Consider the following 15748-nt stretch of genomic DNA (forward strand, 5'->3'; position numbering starts at 1 on the left):
CTAATCGTAGAAGCCGGCCAGGTCCGCGGACTGGCGGGCTAGTCGCTCCAGGCGGGACTCGGTCATGGACGCGATCTGGTCCACGATGACGCGGCAGCGCTGCGCCGGGGTCTCGGCCTGGTCGTACCAGAGCCTGAACATCGGGTCCAGCGCCCCCGGCGCGCCGGCGGTCAGGTAGTCGAAGACGCGGTAGATCCGCTCGCGCTGCCTGTCCTGGCGGGCCAGGTGGGTCGGCTCGTCCATGACGTAGAGGACCGCGATGGTCTTCAGCAGCCGCACCTCCGCATCCGCCAGGGGCGGGACCACCAGGCGGCCGTGCTGGCGGCCCAGCTGGTTGTTATCCAGCAGGTCCGCGTTGTGCGCGCGGGTGGCGTCCACGGTCGCGCCGACGTAGCGGCCCACCAGCTCCGAGGTCAGCTGCTTGAGCGCGACGTAGTCGTCCAGGGTGTGGTTGAAGTCCGCGGCGCGGTTGACCACCGGCAGGCGGCGCAGGGAATCGGCGGCGGCGAGCAGCTCCTCGGCCGTGCCGCCGAAGGCGTGGGCGCCCTTGTCGGCCAGGGCGGCTAGCTCCACCAGGTCCCAGAGCACCTGCAGGGAGATGCGCCCGGAGACCACCCCGTCCTCGACGTCGTGGACGGAATAGGCGATATCGTCCGAAAAATCCATGGCCTGGGCCTCCATGGAGGGCAGGTCGTCGGTGTGGCCGGCGCGCAGCCACTCGAGCGTGGCCACGTCCTCGTCGTAGCAGCCGTATTTACGGTTGGTCGTACCGTCCGGGTTGGTCTTGGTGCGCGGGTATTTGCAGGCCGCGTCCAGGGCCGCGCGCGTCAGGTTGAGCCCGTAGGAGGTCTGGCTTTCCGCGCCGGTGCCCAGAATCTTCGGCTCCAGGAAGCTCAGGATGCGCAGGGTCTGCGCGTTGCCCTCGAAGCCGCCGCAGTCCGCGGCGACCTCGTTGAGCGCGTTCTCGCCGTTGTGCCCGTAGGGCGGGTGGCCGATGTCGTGGGTCAGGCCGGCCATGTCGCACAGGTCCGGGTCCAGCCCCAGCCCGGCCCCGATGCCGCGGGCGATCTGAGCGACCTCCAGCGAGTGGGTCAGCCGCGTGCGCGGGGTGTCCCCGTCGTGGGGGCCGACCACCTGGGTCTTGTCCGCCAGGCGGCGCAGCGCGGCCGAGTGCAGCACGCGGGCGCGGTCGCGGGCGAAGGCGCCGCGGTGGTCGGCATCGGCAGCACTGCCGGAAGGAAAGCTCGAGCCCTTGGTCCCTTCCGGGCTGCGGCGCTCACGGTCGACGGGTTGGTAGCTATAGGTCACCCTGCCAGTCTAAACGCCGGGCCGGGCCGCGGCCGGTTGGCTAATCGGCGCGTAGGAAATGGTTCCGGCGGGCGCGCGAGGGCCGCAGGCGATTTTCGATGCCGTGCAGCACCCCGCGCAGCTGCCGCGCCCGGCGGGCACCTACGGTCATCTCCGCGCCGAGGACGGCCAGTCCCCCGCCCTCGTGGGCGGCGGCGCGCCACCAGGAACGGTGCGGGAAGCGCTGCGGGCAGTCGCGCGCCCCGCAGGTGCGAGCGCGCAGGCCGGCCCGGCGGGCCAGGGCGGCGGTCCGCGCGCGGTGGAGCGGATCGGTGACGATGACGCCGGCGCCCAGCCCGCGCGCGGAGACCTCGCGGGCCAGCGCGGCCAGGGAGCCGGCCGTGTCGTTGCCCTCGGCCAGGGCCGTGACCCGGGCGCTGTCGATGCCGCCGGCCACCATGTCCCGGGCCGCCACGCCGGCCTCGGTGAAGCGATCTCCGGGCAGGTTGCCGCCCAGGGTGAAAACCGCGGCCGCCGGGTGCGCGTGGGCGAGCTGGGTGGCGGTGGCGATGCGCGCGGCGAGCACCCGGGAGGCCACGCCGTCGTATTGCGCGGTGCCCAGGACCGCGATCCAGGCCGGCGCGCCGGCTGAGCGGGAAGGTTGTGCTGCGGCTGGTTTCACCGTGCCCAGTATGCCAGCAACACGGTATTCTGGTGGCCATGACAAAGCGCGTTCACCTGCCCCACCCCGTCGTTGCCTCCCGCCTGCCGCTGCGCCTTTCGGCCTTCACCGCCGCCGCGCTGGTAGCCTGCGCCGCCCCGGCGGCCCTGGAGGCATCGGCGGCGCCAGGGCCCCAGGTGCAGGTACTCGCGCTGGATCCGAGCCAGGTGCGCCAGCCGGTCACGGACGAAGCCGGCGTACTATCGGACGCGCAGGTCAGCCAGCTGTCCGAGCAGATTTCGGAGCTGCAGACCGAGCAGCAGCGCCTGCTCTACATCATCTACTCCAACGATCTGTCCGGCCTGCAGGCCCAGGACTACGCGCAGCAGGTGGTCAACTCCCGCGGGCAGAACACCGCCGCCTTCGTGGTCAACGTGGACGCGCGCGACGCCGGCGTCTACGTGGGCGGCGAGTGGAACCAGAGCGACATCGACCGGCTCTACGATGCCGCCTATGCCCGCCTGGCCGCCGACGACTTCCCCGGGGCGGCGCAGGCCGTCGTCGAGGAGGCCCTCAAAAAGGGGCACGGAGAGGAGGGCGCCGGCGGGACCGGCTGGCTGCTGGGCGGCGGCGCGGCCCTGGCCGCGGCCGGCGGCGGCATCTGGGCCTATTCGCGCCGCAAGACCAAGAAGCAGTCGCAGGCTACGCTGTCTGATGCCCGCAGCATCGACCCGGCCGACACCCGCCGGCTCGGCGCCCTGCCGCTGGAGACCCTGGAGGAGCGCGCCCACGAGGAGCTCGTCTCCACCGACGAGTCCATCCGCCGCGGCAAGGAAGAGCTCCAGCTCGCTCAGGCCGAGTTCGGCGCGGAGCGCACCCGCCAGTTCACCCGCGCGATGAACCACTCGACCGCCACGCTGCGCAAGGCCTTCGACATCCGCCAGCGCCTGGATGATTCCATCCCGGAATCCGAGTCCCAGCGCCGCCAGATGCTGGTCGACATCATCTCCTCTTGCGGCCAGGCCGACCAGGCCTTGGACGAGCAGGCGGAGGAATTCGCCGAGATGCGCAACCTGCTGGCCACCGCGGACAGCAAGCTGGACGAGCTGACCCAGCGCGTGGTCGACCTGCGCGCCCGCCAGCCGCAGGCGCAGTCCACCTGGGAGTCGCTGCAGGCCAACTACTCCACCGAGATGCTCGAGTCCATCGCCGACAACGTGGAGATGGCCGCGGTCAGCCTAGACGAGGCGGACAAGGACCTGGAGCGTGCCCGGGGTATTGCCGCCCAGCCGGCGGGCCAGCAGGGCGGGCTTATCGATGCCATTCGTTCCTGCGAGCACGCCCTCGAGGTGGCCAACCGGCTGCTGACCGGCGTGGAAAACGCCGAAACCAATATCGCCACCGCCCAGTCCCAGCTGGGAGCCCTCATCACCGAGGTCGACGAGGAGCTCGCCGAGGCCGAGCAGCTCAAGCAACAGGGCCAGTCCCAGGGCACCGCCGCCGACTGGGCCGCCCTGGACGAGCTGGTGGGCCGCGCCCGCGCCGCCGTCGACCGCGCGCGCCGCGAGGGGGACACGGATCCGCTGGGAAGCTATACCGAGCTGGCCACCATCGACACCGAGGTCGATCAGGCCTTGGACCGCGTCCGCGAGGCCACCTCGACCCACGCCCGCCAGCTGGCCCTGCTGGACCAGCAGCTCAACGCCGCGGCGGCGCAGATCCAGGCCGCCGAGGATCTGATCTCCTCGCGCGGGCGGCTCGTCGGCGCCTCCGCCCGGACCGCCCTGGCCGATGCGGAGCGCCTGCACGCCCAGGCGCTGCAGTACAAGAAGTCCGATATCCAGCGCGCCCTCGATGCCGCCCGGCAGGCACTGGCCGCCGCCCAGGCCGCGCTGCAGCGGGCCAAGAGCGACATCGACGACTACCGCCGCTCCCAGCGCCGCGCGCAGGCCGGCAACGTCGCCGGCAACGTGGTCACCGGCATGGTCATCGGCCAGATGCTCGGCGGCGGCAACCGCGGCGGTTTCGGTGGCGGCTTCGGCGGGGGCGGCGGCTTCAGTGGCGGCGGCCGCGGCGGCGCCTTCTAGCCTTTCTGGTTTTCCGCTTGCCCCTCCCGCTCGCGGGAGGGCTAGATGCGCCGGGTCTGGCGCGGCAGATCGATAAGGCTAATCCCCCAGGTCAAAAAGGCCAGGTCTGCCAGCGGGAGGGCCTCGCCTGCCGGGGCGCGGGTGACCACGAGGTCCCCGCCCATCTGCGGGCTGGTGCGCGCGATGGTCACCGGGGCGTCCTCGCCCGTGCCTAAGGCCTTGACGCAGCGCTCCCGCCGGAAAGGCCGGGTGCGCTCCAGGATGTAGCGGCGGGGCCCGCAGGTAGCGGACAGGCGGGAGACCGAGAAGGTGGTCTGCTGGACGTTGTAAAACGTCCCCTGGGAGGAGGTGCCGCGCAGGCGGAAACGCATCTGGCTGCCCAGGTTTTCGAGCAGCAGGTGGTCCCCCGCCACGGTGAGGACCTCGTCATTAGCGCTGGCGATGACGTCGTCTGCCTCATCCAGCAAACGCCCACCGCTCCAGCGCAACTGGGCCTCTACCCGGTGGCCGGAGTGCCCGTTAAATACACCCGCCTTGTCATTCACGGATGCAGTTTAAATCAGAACCGCCAGCACCGCCACCGCAGAGAGCAAAACCAGGGTGCCGATAATGGCGACCGAGCGCTGGGACAACCGGTTTTCCAAGATGACGCGGCTAAACCAGCTCAGCGCTGCGACCTCCTGGCGGCCCAGGTCCAGGGCCTTGTCTGGATCGGCATCGTTCTCGTCGTTCTCGAACTCCAGGATCGCCTCGCGCACGCCGTTGTTGGCGCCGCTGAATTGGGCGACCTTGCGGTCGTTGACGTCAAAGATGACCCAGTTGCTGCCCGACTCGTTGACCAGGCTGAAGGTCCGGCCCTCCAGGGAGGCCTGCAGGGTCTTGTCCTTTTTCAGGTTGCCGGCCAGGCGGTAGGTGCGCCCGTCGTCCGAGGTCGCCGAGGCGCCGAGATTCTCATCGATCTCGGTGCGCCAGTGTTGGCCGTCGACCTCCGCGCCGGAGGCCGTGAAGGAGGCCAGCTCCTCCGGGCCGCGGCCCACCAGCAGCGTCGGGCGCTCCTTATCACTGCGATCCCAACTGGTGAAATGCATGCTTGCGCCTAGTCCCCTCTTAGCAGCCGATGAGGCGGGCGGCCAGGTAGGCTTCCAGCTCGTCGATCTTGACGCGCTCCTGCTCCATGGTGTCGCGCTCGCGCACGGTGACGGCGCCGTCCTCCAGGGAGTCGAAGTCGAAGGTCACGCAGAACGGGGTACCGATCTCGTCCTGGCGGCGGTAGCGGCGGCCGATGGCGCCGGAGACGTCGTAGTCGATGTTCCAGTGCGCGCGCAGCTTGTCCGCCAGCTCCTTAGCCGGGGTGGACAGCTCGGGCTTCTTGGACAGCGGCAGGACCGCGACCTTGACCGGCGACAGGCGGCGGTCCAGGCGCAGCACAACGCGCTTGTCGGTGCCGCCCTTCGCGTTCGGAGCCTCCTCCTCGTGGTAGGCGTCCACCAGGAAGGCCATCATGGAACGGCCCAGGCCGGCGGCTGGCTCGATGACGTAGGGGATCCAGCGCTCGTCGGCCTGCTGGTCGTAGTAGGACAGGTCCTCGCCGGAGCCTTCCGCGTGCACGCGCAGGTCGTAGTCCGTACGGTTGGCCACGCCCTCGAGCTCTCCCCACTTGGAGCCGGTGAAGCCGAAGGCGTATTCCACGTCCACCGTGCGCTTGGAGTAGTGCGACAGCTTTTCCTTCGGGTGCTCGTACAGGCGCAGGTTCTCCGGGTTAATACCAAGGTCGACGTACCAGTTGTAGCGGTCATCGATCCAGTACTGGTGCCACTGCTCGTCCTCGCCCGGCTTGACGAAGAACTCCATCTCCATCTGCTCGAACTCGCGGGTGCGGAAGATGAAGTTGCCCGGGGTGATCTCGTTACGGAAGGACTTGCCGATGTTGGCAATGCCGAACGGCGGCTTCATGCGCGCCGAGGTCAGCACGTTCTTGAAGTTGACGAAGATGCCCTGCGCGGTCTCCGGGCGCAGGTAGTGCAGGCCCTCCTCGTCATCGACGGGGCCCAGGTAGGTCTTCAGCAGGCCCGAAAACGCCTTCGGCTCGGTCCAGTTGCCGGGCTGGCCGGTCTCCGGATCGTTGATATCGGCTAGGCCGTTTTCCGGGGCGTGGCCGTGCTTTTCCTCGTAGGCCTCCAGCAGGTGGTCCGCGCGGTAGCGCTTGTGGGTGTAGAGGGACTCCACCAGCGGGTCGGTGAAGACCTCGACGTGGCCGGAGGAAACCCAGGTCTGGCGCGGCAGGATGATGGAGGAGTCGATACCCACGACGTCGTCACGGGACTGGACCATGTGGCGCCACCACTGGCGCTTGATGTTTTCCTTGAGCTCGACACCCAGCGGGCCGTAGTCCCACGCCGAGCGGGAACCGCCATAGATTTCACCCGCCTGGTAGACCAAACCACGTCGTTTACACAGGTTAACTACGGTATCAATGACGGATGCCATGAGTGTTTCTGACTCCTCTAGTCGGGATTTCAATCCCCGGCCGGTTGCAGGGGATATAGGTCAATCACAGTCTAGCGTGTCCCCGCCCGCGGCTCGCAGCGGGGGCACTCGGCGACCACCCAATCCAAAAATGTGAACGGGGGCACCCATTTACTTTTCCTGCTGCCTATTGGACGGCCGGTATATTATTGTGACTACACTAAGCAATATGGATTTGGTATACCTCGGCGTTGCTGTATGGCGATAATTTATCATACTTAACCCCTATTTGGTCTAATACGAGAGTAAATATTCCCTATACCCGCACGCCCGCAGGAGAAAGAACACCCGCACATGTGTAGAAAGCAGGACGCCGCCGACGTCGAACCCGCGGTCCGGATTCTCGGCGCGCTCGATTCCCCCCTCCGCCTCCATATCCTCCTCCTGCTCCGCGAGCGCGAGCACTACGTCCACGAGCTGGTCGAGGCGCTCGACAAGTCCCAGCCGCTCATCAGCCAGCACCTGCGCGTGCTCAAGCAGGCCGGCCTCGTGCGCGCCGAGCGCTCCGGACGCGAGGTCACCTACCGGCTCGCCGCCGAGGAAATCCTCGACATCTACCGCCAGGCCGCCGCGCTCAGCGCCACGCTCCAGCCCGAGGACTAGCACTTCACCTAGTTGTAGATGTATCAACGCTGGTAAACTAGCCAGTATGGCCATCCAAAACAGTATTCCCAAGCTGGGCTCCCGCAACACCCGCCAACGCACCGCCGTCATCGAGGTCCTGCGGGAGCTGGAGAAATTCGCCTCCGCTAAAGACATCCACTTCGCGCTCCAGCAGCGCCAGGAAAAGGTGGGCCTGACCACCGTCTACCGCACCCTACAGTCCTTAAGCGACATCGATGCCGTCGATGCCCTCCACATGCCCAACGGCGAGACCCTCTACCGCCACTGCGACTCCGACGCGCACCATCACCACCTAGTCTGCACCAAGTGCGGCCGCACCGAGGAGATCGACGGCGGCCCCATCGAGGACTGGGCCGCCCGCGTCGCCAAGGAGCACGACTTCGAGCTGACCGGCCACGACGCCGAGATCTTCGGCACCTGCCGCCAGTGCCGCCTAGCCGATGAAGGCGGCGAAGCCGACGCCGAGTAGGTAGGTAATCCCGGCCGCGCCCAGCCCGATGAGCAGCTGGCGCAGCGCCCGCTTCAGCGGCGGCTTGCCGGAGATGACCCCCACGACGCCGCCGGTAAACATCAAGGCGATGGCCACCAGCACCAGCGCCACCACCGCCCCGACGGTGGTCGAGGCCCCGAAGAGGAACGGGATGATCGGGATAAACGCGCCGGTGGCGAAGAAGCAGAAGCTCGACAGCGCGGCCGACCACGCCTGGCCGATGACCCCCGGCGCGCCGCCGTCCGCCTCGCCCGGGGTCTCCCCGGCCGGCAGGCCCATCGCCCCCAGCCCCGCGGAGGGGTGCGCCGCGCGCTGGCGGGCCTGCATCTTGTCGAAGACCTCCTCGGCCTTGGTCTCCGCGGCCTCCGCGCCCATGCCGCGGGCCCGGTAGATGAGCGCGAGCTCGTTAGCGTTGACGTCCAGGTCCGGCACCAGCGTGTGGGCGTCCGGGGCCGGGCGGGAGGCCTCCAGCAGCTCGCTCTGGGACTTCACCGAGACGTATTCACCCGCCGCCATGGACAGCGCGCCGGCCAACAGGCCGGAAATGCCCGTCAGCAGCACCGCCGTCGAGGCCGCGCCCGAGCCCATCACGCCAATGACCAGCGCCAGGTTGGAGACCAGCCCGTCGTTGGCGCCGAAGACCGCGGCGCGGAAATTGCCCGACATCTTCTCCCGCCCGCGCGTGGCCAGCCCGCGCACGACCTCGGCGTGGACGTGCTCGTCCGCGGCCATCTGGTCGCTGGCGTCGATATCGTCCGTGTACGGGGTGCGCGTCTCCGCCGTCTGCATCAGCGCCAGCGTGAACACCGAACCGAAGTGCTGCGCCATAAAGCCCAGCGCCCGCGTGCTCAGATCCGGCTTGCGCGGGAAACCCACGGCGTCGCCTAGCTTGTCCCGCCAGTACTGTTCGTGCCGGGACTCCGACTCCGCCAGCTGCAGCAGGATTGAGCGCTCCTCGCCCTCCTTTTTGCGCGCCAGCTCGCGGTAGACGGCCGCCTCGGCGCGCTCGTTGGCCAGGTAGCGCCGCCACCGGTTGATCTGCTTTTTCGTCGGCCCCGTGGCCTGCATCGGCACCGACTCGCCGGAGGCGTTCACTACTTGGTACCTCCGAACCGGCGGTCGCGGCGCGCGTACTCCTCCACCGCGGCGAACATGTCTTCCGGCGTGAAGTCCGGGAAGAGCTTGTCCTGGTAAATCATCTCCGCGTACGCCGACTCCCATAGCAGGAAGTTCGAGGTCCGCTTCTCCCCCGACGGGCGCAGGAACAGATCCACGTCCGGCATGTCCGGATCGTAGAGGTGCTGGGCGATGGTCTTTTCGTTAATCTCGCGCGGTTTCATCTCCCCGCGCGCGACCTTGTCCGCAATCACCCGCATGCCGTCGACCAGCTCGGCCCGGCCGCCGTAGTTCACGCACATCACCAGGGTCATCCGCGTGTTGTCGCGGGTGAGCTCCTCGGCCGCCTCCAGCTCGCGGACCACGCTGCGCCACAGGCGCGGGCGCCGCCCGGCCCAGACCACGCGCACGCCCTTCTCGTGCAGCCAGCCGCGCTGGCGCCGCAGGACGTCGCGGTTAAAGCCCATCAGAAAGCGCACCTCTTCGGGGCTGCGCCGCCAGTTCTCCGTGGAGAAGGCGTAGGCCGACAGGTAGTCCACGCCCATGGCCAGGCAGGCGTCGACGGCGTCGAGCAGCACCGCCTCGCCGCGCTTGTGGCCCTCGGTGCGCGCCATGCCGCGCTCCTGCGCCCAGCGGCCGTTGCCGTCCATGACAAGCGCGATGTGCTTGGGCATAAATTCGGCGGGGATCTGCGGCGGGTGCAGGACTCGGTTCGGATCGGGAGTAATCACAGCCACCTATTCTACTGTCTGTACACCTGCCAACCGCAAGCGGTGCGGCTAGCTCTGATCCATCACCGACAGCGCCGTCACCTTGTGCTCGATGTGCCACTGCAGGTGCGCCCGCGTCAGCTGGTGGGCCTGGGCCCCGCGCTCCGGCACGGCGGCTATCGATGCCTCCGCCTGCCCCAGCCGGTCATGCGCCAGCAGCCACATCACGTGCAGGGTCTCCGGGTCCACCTCCGCGGCCCCGGGCGGGCGGCACTGGTGGCAGGCCGCCCCGCCGACCGCCGGGTGGAAGGCGTGGTGGGGGCCGGACGCCCCGCACTGGGCGCAGTCGAAGAGGCTGGGCGCCCAGCCGGCGTGCGCCATCGCCTGCAGGAGGAAGGAGTCCAGCACGGCGGTGGGATCGGCATCGGTCTGCAGCAGGCTAAACGTCGCGCGCAGGGCCTCGTACAGGTACGGGTCGGTGTCCGTGGCGGCCAGGCGCTCGGCGGATTCCAGGGCCGCGCAGGCGGCGGTGTAGCGGTCGTAGTCGTAGGTGATCTTGGCCCCGTAGTATTCCACGGTGTCGGCCTGGGAGATGGTAGCCAGGTTGCGGCCCGGGTACAGCTGCACGTCCAGGTTGACGAAGTGCTGCAACCGGGACCCGAACCGGGACTTGGCCCGGCGCACCCCCTTGGCCACGGATCGGACTAGCCCGTGCTCGCGGGTCAGCAGAACGACCACCCGGTCGGCCTCGCCGAAATCATAGGTGCGGATGACCCAGGCGCGGTCCCGGTACGACGCCCGCGACATGGCCTAGAAGCCCAACCGGCCCAGCGACTTCGGGTCGGACTGCCAGTTCTTGAGCACCTTGATGCGCAGGTCCAGGTAGATGTTCTGGCCCAGCAGGGAGATGATTTCCTTGCGGGCGTTGCCCACGATCCGGCGCATCCGGCGCCCGTCCTTGCCCTCGATGATGCGCTTTTGGCCCGGGCGCTCCACGTAGAGCACGGCGTGGACGTCGAGCACGCCCTCGCGCTCCGGGTCCGGCAGGATCTCGTCGACCTCCACGGCCACCGAGTGCGGCAACTCGTCCTTGAGCCCGGACAGCGCGGCCTCGCGGATGAGCTCCGAGATGCGGGTGTCCCGGTCGTCGTCGGTGACGTGGTCGTCCGGGTAGAACTTCGGGCCCTCCGGCAGCGCCTCGGTCAGCACGCCGATGAGCTCCTCGATCTGCGTGTTCTCCCGCGCGGAGACCGGGATGACCACCGCATCCGGATCGTCCTGGGTCAGCAGCTCGTGCAGGGCGAGCAGCTGCGCGCCGACCTGGTCCTTGGTGGCCTTGTCCAGCTTGGTCACGATCCCGACGATCGGGGTGCGCGGGGCGACCTTCTTGACGTTGTCCAGGATCCAGCGGTCGCCCGGGCCGATCTTCTCGTCCGCCGGCACGGTCATGCCGATGACGTCGACGTCGGCGTAGGTGTCCTTGACGGCCTCGTTGAGGCGCTCGCCCAACAACGTGCGCGGCCGGTGCAGGCCGGGGGTGTCCACCACGATGATCTGGGCATTGTCGCGGTGCACCAGCCCGCGGATCGGGTGACGCGTGGTCTCCGGCTGATCCGCGGTGATCGCGATCTTCTGCCCCACCAGCGCGTTGGTCAGGGTGGACTTGCCGGTGTTCGGGCGGCCGACAAAGCTGACAAACCCGGAGCGGAAGCCCTCCGGGGTGCCGGCGGTGCCGGTCAAGAAAGTTTCATTAGTCATCGTGGAAACTATCCTACAAGGTCACGCGCGGGGGCAGGAAAACCTAGAGTTCGTCCACGCTGAACTGCAGCTGCGGGTGGGCGAAGCAGTCCTGGGCGGCGATGAGCTCCAGCTCGCGCGAGTCCGCCTCGTAGGTGGTGCGGAGCAGATCGTAGACCTGGGAGGCCGTGGCCTTGAGCGCCTCGTGGGCGTCCTGGTGGCGCACGTAGTGGCCGGTGAACAGGGCCGCGGTCACGTCGCCGGAGCCGTTGTACTTGACCGGCAGGCGCGGGGTGGTCACCGAAAAGGCGCGGTCGCCGTCCACGGCGATCATCTCCACCTGGTCCTCCGGGGTCTCGGGCCGCTCGACGGAGGTCACCAGGACCACGCGCGGGCCGATGTCCTGGGCCACCTTGACCGCCTGCAGGGTCTCTTCCAGCGTGCCGGTCGGCTGGCCGGTCAGGTAGCCCAGCTCGAACTGGTTCGGGAAGATGATGTCGGCGACCGGCAGGATCTTATCGCGCAGCAGCGGCGGGATCTCGTCGGAGACGAAGCAACCGGACTTTTCGTTGCCCATCACCGGGTCGCAGGCGTACAGCGCCTGCGGGTTGGCCTTTTTGACCCGGCGCACGGCGTCGATGATGACCTCCGCGATATCGGAGCCGCCCTGGTAGCCGGACAGCACCGCCGCAACGTCCGGGAAGGCGCCGCGGCGCTCGATGCCGTCGATGATCTCCGTGACCTGCGCGGCCGGCAGCTGCGGCCCGCCCCAGTCACCGTAGCCGGTGTGGTTCGAAAAGTTCACGGTGTGCACGGGCCAGACCTCGTGGCCGGCGCGTTGGAGGGGAAAGACGGCAGCGGAGTTTCCCACGTGCCCGTAAGCCACGTGGGACTGGATGGAAAGGATACTCATGGCAGATTAGTCTAGCCGGCGTCGTGGTCGCTGTTGTCCGGTTTGGCCACCGGCTCCCCCACCGGCGGGATGCCGCCGCCCGGCACCTGGCGATCCAGGTCGGCGCGATCGGCGGCCGAGGGGAACGCCCGCGGGCCGGTTGGCTTGGGCTGGTATTCCACCCCGCGCGCTGACAGGTCGTCGTACCAGTTGGCCAGCAGCTCGTTCTGCAGGCCGAACATCTCCTTTTCCTCCGCGGGGGTGGCGTGGTCGTAGCCCAGCAGGTGCAGCACGCCGTGCACGGTCAGCAGCGCCAGCTCGTGGCCCAGCGAGTGGCCGGCGGCCTGCGCCTGGCGCTCGGCGAATTCCGGGCACAGGACGATATCGCCCAGCATCGCCGGGCCGAAGCCGTCCTGGGCCGCGGGCGCGTCCTGCCGCAGCGTGCCGGTGCTCGATCCCGGGGTGATCTCATCCATCGGGAAGCTCATCACGTCCGTGGGCCCGGCCAGGTCCATCCAGCGCACGTGCATGTCCTCGATCGTGGCCAGGTCGACCGCGGAGATGGTCGCCTCGGCCTCGGGGCTGACGTCCATCTGCGCCAGGGCGAAGCTGGCGACGTCGTTGAGCATTTCCTCGTTCACGCCCGGGTAGCCGGACTCGTTGACAAATTCAATGGCCATGTTTTTCTAGCCCTCCTGCTTCTGGCGGCCGCATTCTCGGGCGGCATCGTAGGCATCGTAAGCATTGACGATCCGCCCGACCAGCGCGTGGCGCACCACGTCGTGGGAACCGAGATCCGCGAAATAAATGTCGTCCACCCCGTCCAGGATGCGGCGCACGACCTTCAGCCCGGAGACCTGCCCGCGCGGCAGGTCCACCTGGGAGACGTCGCCGGTGACCACGATGGTCGAGCCAAAGCCCAGTCGGGTCAGGAACATCTTCATCTGTTCGGGCGTGGTGTTTTGGGCCTCGTCGAGGATGACGAAGGCATCGTTAAGCGTGCGGCCGCGCATATAGGCCAGCGGGGCGACCTCGATGATGCCGGCGTCCATCAGCTTCGGGATCATCTCCGGGTCCAGCATGTCCCGCAGCGCGTCGTAGAGCGGGCGCAGGTAGGGGTCGATCTTGTCGTTCAGCGTGCCGGGCAGAAAGCCCAGCTTCTCGCCCGCCTCGACGGCCGGGCGGGTCAGGATGATGCGCTGGACCTGCTTGTTCTGCAGCGCCTGGACGGCCTTGGCCACGGCCAGGTAGGTCTTGCCGGAGCCGGCCGGGCCGATGCCGAAGACCACCGTGTGATCATCGATCGCCTGCACGTAGCGGCTCTGCCCCACCGTCTTCGGCCGGATGGTCTTGCCACGCCGCGAGATAATGTCCGCGGCCAGCGCCTGGCTGACCGACAGCGGCGCTTCCGTTTCGATCATGGCCACGGTGTGCTTGACCGTCTCCGGGGAGATGGCGTGCCCGCGGCGGGCGATGGCCTCCAGCTCGTCGAAGACCTTGACCGCCCGGGCGATCTCAAAATCGGGGCCCGTGACGGTCACCGTGGTGCCGCGGGCGAAGAGATCGGCATCCAGCTGGTCGTTGAGCACGCGCAGCGTCGTATCCGCCGTGCCCAGCACGGCGTTGACATAAACCGGGTCGAGCTCAATTTTTTGGGTATCAATAGCCACGCCCATAGGCTACCAGCGCTCGGTTAACGCCCCGATAGCCGCCAGGGCCACCATGGCTGCCGATGCCGTCCGCAGCACCTGCGGTCCCAACTTGATAGGTTGCGCCCCGGCCTGGGTCAGGCGTTCTAGCTCCGCGCTGCCGATGCCACCTTCCGGGCCCACCAGCAGAAAGACCGTGCCGGAAAGCTGGGCCGCGCGGATGCTGCGGGTGGCCTCCTCGTGCAGGACCAAGGCGTGATCGGCCTGGGCCAGCAGCTGGGTCAGCTCGCCGGTGGTGACCGGTCCGTGAACCTGCGGGATGCGGGCCCGGCGGGACTGCTTGGCCGCCGCCTGGGCCGCGGCCTCCCACTTGGCCAGCGCCTTCGGGATCTTCTTGCCCTCCCACTTGGCCACGCAGCGGTCGGCCTGCCAGGCGATGATCTCGTCCGCGCCGGCCTGGGTGGCCAGATCCACGGCCAGCTCCGCGCGCTCCGACTTCGGGATGGCCTGCACGACGACCACCTTGGGCTCCGGGGCGGGTTCTGCGCGCACCGCGGTGACGGCGGCGTCCAGCTGGTCCTTGCCGGCGGTGGTGGTGACCTCGGCGGTGACCACGCGGCCGGTGCCGTCGATAAGCTCGAGCTGCTCGGCGGGTTTGAGCCGCTTGACCGTCACGGCGTGGCGGCCCTCCGGCCCGTCGAGGTGTACCTGCTGGCCCACCTCGGCCCCGCTCAGGTCCGGGTGGATGAATACGGGCAGCGACATTAGCGGCGGAAGTGGCCCCGCAGGCGGGAGAACAGCGACTCGTCTTGGCCGTCGCCCTCCTCCTTGACGGTGGCGGTGTCGTTCTGGCGGTCGCGGATCTTCTCCAGCGCCTCGCGGGTCTTCTTGTCCAGGTTGCGCGGGACGACCACGTCCACGTGGGCGTACAGGTTGCCCGCGCCCTCGGTGCGCAGGCGGGTCATGCCCTGTCCCGGGATCTCGATGGCCTCGCCCGGCTGCGTACCGGCGGCCACGTCCACGGTGACGTCCTCGCCATTGAGGTGCGGCAGCTTGACCTGGGTGCCCAGGGCGGCATCCACCATGGGCACGCGCAGGGTCACGTGCAGGTCGTCGGCGTCGCGCTCGAAGACCTTGTGCGGGCGGGTGTTCACCTCCACGTAAAGGTCGCCGGCCGGGCCGCCGCCGTGGCCGACCTCGCCCTGGGAGGCCATGCGGATGCGCATGCCGTTGCCGATACCCGCCGGGATATTGACCTTCAAATCGCGGCGCTTCTTCACGCGGCCGTCGCCGCCGCAGTGGTTGCAGGGGTCCTCGATGATTTCGCCGTAGCCCTGGCACTGCGGGCACGGGCGCGAAGTAAGGACATTGCCCAAGAAGCTGCGCTGGGTCTCCTGGATCTCGCCCGCGCCGGAGCAGGTCGGGCAGGTCACCGGCTTGGCCTTGGACTCCGAACCGGAGCCCTCGCACTTGTCGCAGAGCACGGCGGTGTCCACGGTGACCTGCTTCTGCAGGCCGGTGAAGGCCTCCTCCAGCGTGATGCTGGTGCGCAGTAGGGCGTCGTTGCCCGGCTGCACGCGCGAACGCGGGCCGCGGGAGCCGCCGGCCGCCCCGCCGAAGAACTCGGCGAAGATATCGCCCAGGCCGCCGCCCCCGAAGCCGCTGAAGCCGCCCGCGCCGGCACCGGGACCGCCGCCGCGCTGCTCCATGGGATCTCCGCCCATGTCCACGATCTGGCGCTTCTGCGGGTCCAGCAGGACCTCCTGGGCCAGGGAGGCTTCGCGGAACTTCTCCGCCGCCTCGTCGTCGCCCGGGTTCACGTCCGGGTGGTACTTGCGCGCGAGCTTGCGGTAGGCCTTCTTAATCTCCGAGTCGGACGCGGACTTGTCCACGCCCAGAATGCCGTAATAGTCACGAGCCACGGTAAATTGCGTCCTTACTTGCTTAGTCGTTAGGGGTTTTTAAAAAA

The 15748-nt window shown here is 68.6% G+C and carries 17 protein-coding genes; 3 read left to right on the forward strand and 14 right to left on the reverse strand.

Annotation, left to right across the window (positions count from 1 at the left end):
• Positions 1 to 1308 carry a deoxyguanosinetriphosphate triphosphohydrolase gene (locus VVR85_RS07245; protein WP_368520268.1) on the reverse strand — a complete coding sequence of 436 codons (1308 nt, stop codon included), beginning with the start codon at positions 1306 to 1308 and terminating at the stop codon, positions 1 to 3.
• 40 nt (positions 1309 to 1348) lie between these two features.
• A complete protein-coding gene (locus VVR85_RS07250; RefSeq protein ID WP_368520269.1) occupies positions 1349 to 1969 on the reverse strand; it encodes a YdcF family protein in 621 nt (206 codons plus the stop codon).
• A 38-nt stretch (positions 1970 to 2007) separates the two neighbouring features.
• Here VVR85_RS07250 and VVR85_RS07255 point away from each other — a divergent pair, with 38 nt between their 5' ends.
• Positions 2008 to 4035 (forward strand): TPM domain-containing protein, encoded by a 2028-nt coding sequence (locus VVR85_RS07255; RefSeq protein WP_368520270.1) that lies wholly within the window; start codon positions 2008 to 2010, stop codon positions 4033 to 4035.
• 41 nt (positions 4036 to 4076) lie between these two features.
• Here the strand turns inward: VVR85_RS07255 and VVR85_RS07260 are convergent, their stop codons facing one another.
• The 3 genes from VVR85_RS07260 to VVR85_RS07270 are packed head-to-tail and all read right to left on the reverse strand — an operon-like array spanning position 4077 to position 6522.
• Positions 4077 to 4580: a hypothetical protein gene (locus VVR85_RS07260; RefSeq protein ID WP_368520271.1), complete on the reverse strand. Its 504-nt coding sequence runs from the start codon at positions 4578 to 4580 to the stop codon at positions 4077 to 4079.
• A gap of 9 nt (positions 4581 to 4589) precedes the next feature.
• Positions 4590 to 5123, reverse strand: coding sequence for a hypothetical protein (locus tag VVR85_RS07265; RefSeq protein WP_368520272.1), 534 nt, complete (start codon positions 5121 to 5123; stop codon positions 4590 to 4592).
• 19 nt (positions 5124 to 5142) lie between these two features.
• Entirely contained in the window at positions 5143 to 6522 is a 1380-nt protein-coding gene (locus VVR85_RS07270; RefSeq protein ID WP_070768827.1) for a glycine--tRNA ligase, read from the reverse strand.
• 333 nt (positions 6523 to 6855) lie between these two features.
• Here VVR85_RS07270 and VVR85_RS07275 point away from each other — a divergent pair, with 333 nt between their 5' ends.
• Together VVR85_RS07275 and VVR85_RS07280 are read left to right on the forward strand one after the other, a co-directional pair.
• Complete coding sequence (locus VVR85_RS07275; RefSeq protein WP_368520273.1) at positions 6856 to 7164, forward strand: ArsR/SmtB family transcription factor; 309 nt, start codon at positions 6856 to 6858, stop codon at positions 7162 to 7164.
• Positions 7165 to 7210: 46 nt separating this feature from the next.
• On the forward strand, positions 7211 to 7654 hold the full coding sequence (locus tag VVR85_RS07280) for a Fur family transcriptional regulator (protein ID WP_368520274.1): 444 nt from the start codon (positions 7211 to 7213) through the stop codon (positions 7652 to 7654).
• On the opposite strand, the gene VVR85_RS07285 is transcribed toward VVR85_RS07280, so the two are convergent.
• The 9 genes from VVR85_RS07285 to dnaJ are packed head-to-tail and all read right to left on the reverse strand — an operon-like array spanning position 7619 to position 15701.
• Positions 7619 to 8743: a VIT1/CCC1 transporter family protein gene (locus tag VVR85_RS07285; protein ID WP_409338195.1), complete on the reverse strand. Its 1125-nt coding sequence runs from the start codon at positions 8741 to 8743 to the stop codon at positions 7619 to 7621. The genes VVR85_RS07280 and VVR85_RS07285 overlap by 36 nt on opposite strands.
• Before the next feature lie 26 nt (positions 8744 to 8769).
• Positions 8770 to 9522 carry an isoprenyl transferase gene (locus VVR85_RS07290; protein WP_368520275.1) on the reverse strand — a complete coding sequence of 251 codons (753 nt, stop codon included), beginning with the start codon at positions 9520 to 9522 and terminating at the stop codon, positions 8770 to 8772.
• Between the two features lie 48 nt (positions 9523 to 9570).
• Positions 9571 to 10308, reverse strand: coding sequence for a DNA repair protein RecO (gene recO / locus VVR85_RS07295; protein WP_368520276.1), 738 nt, complete (start codon positions 10306 to 10308; stop codon positions 9571 to 9573).
• A 3-nt stretch (positions 10309 to 10311) separates the two neighbouring features.
• Positions 10312 to 11259 (reverse strand): GTPase Era, encoded by a 948-nt coding sequence (gene era, locus VVR85_RS07300; protein WP_368520277.1) that lies wholly within the window; start codon positions 11257 to 11259, stop codon positions 10312 to 10314.
• A gap of 43 nt (positions 11260 to 11302) precedes the next feature.
• The gene (gene pdxY / locus VVR85_RS07305; protein WP_368520278.1) at positions 11303 to 12151 is read right to left on the reverse strand and encodes a pyridoxal kinase PdxY; all 849 of its coding nucleotides are present in this window, start codon (positions 12149 to 12151) and stop codon (positions 11303 to 11305) included.
• Positions 12152 to 12162: 11 nt separating this feature from the next.
• A complete protein-coding gene (gene ybeY / locus VVR85_RS07310; protein WP_368520279.1) occupies positions 12163 to 12810 on the reverse strand; it encodes an rRNA maturation RNase YbeY in 648 nt (215 codons plus the stop codon).
• A 6-nt stretch (positions 12811 to 12816) separates the two neighbouring features.
• On the reverse strand, positions 12817 to 13800 hold the full coding sequence (locus VVR85_RS07315; RefSeq protein WP_368520280.1) for a PhoH family protein: 984 nt from the start codon (positions 13798 to 13800) through the stop codon (positions 12817 to 12819).
• A 9-nt stretch (positions 13801 to 13809) separates the two neighbouring features.
• Positions 13810 to 14544, reverse strand: coding sequence for a 16S rRNA (uracil(1498)-N(3))-methyltransferase (locus tag VVR85_RS07320; protein ID WP_368520281.1), 735 nt, complete (start codon positions 14542 to 14544; stop codon positions 13810 to 13812).
• Positions 14544 to 15701: a molecular chaperone DnaJ gene (gene dnaJ, locus VVR85_RS07325; protein ID WP_368520282.1), complete on the reverse strand. Its 1158-nt coding sequence runs from the start codon at positions 15699 to 15701 to the stop codon at positions 14544 to 14546. The genes VVR85_RS07320 and dnaJ overlap by 1 nt, the downstream gene beginning before the upstream one ends.
• Positions 15702 to 15748 lie beyond the last annotated feature (47 nt).

Source organism: Corynebacterium sp. LK2590, from assembly GCF_040946105.1.
Lineage (GTDB): Bacteria > Actinomycetota > Actinomycetes > Mycobacteriales > Mycobacteriaceae > Corynebacterium.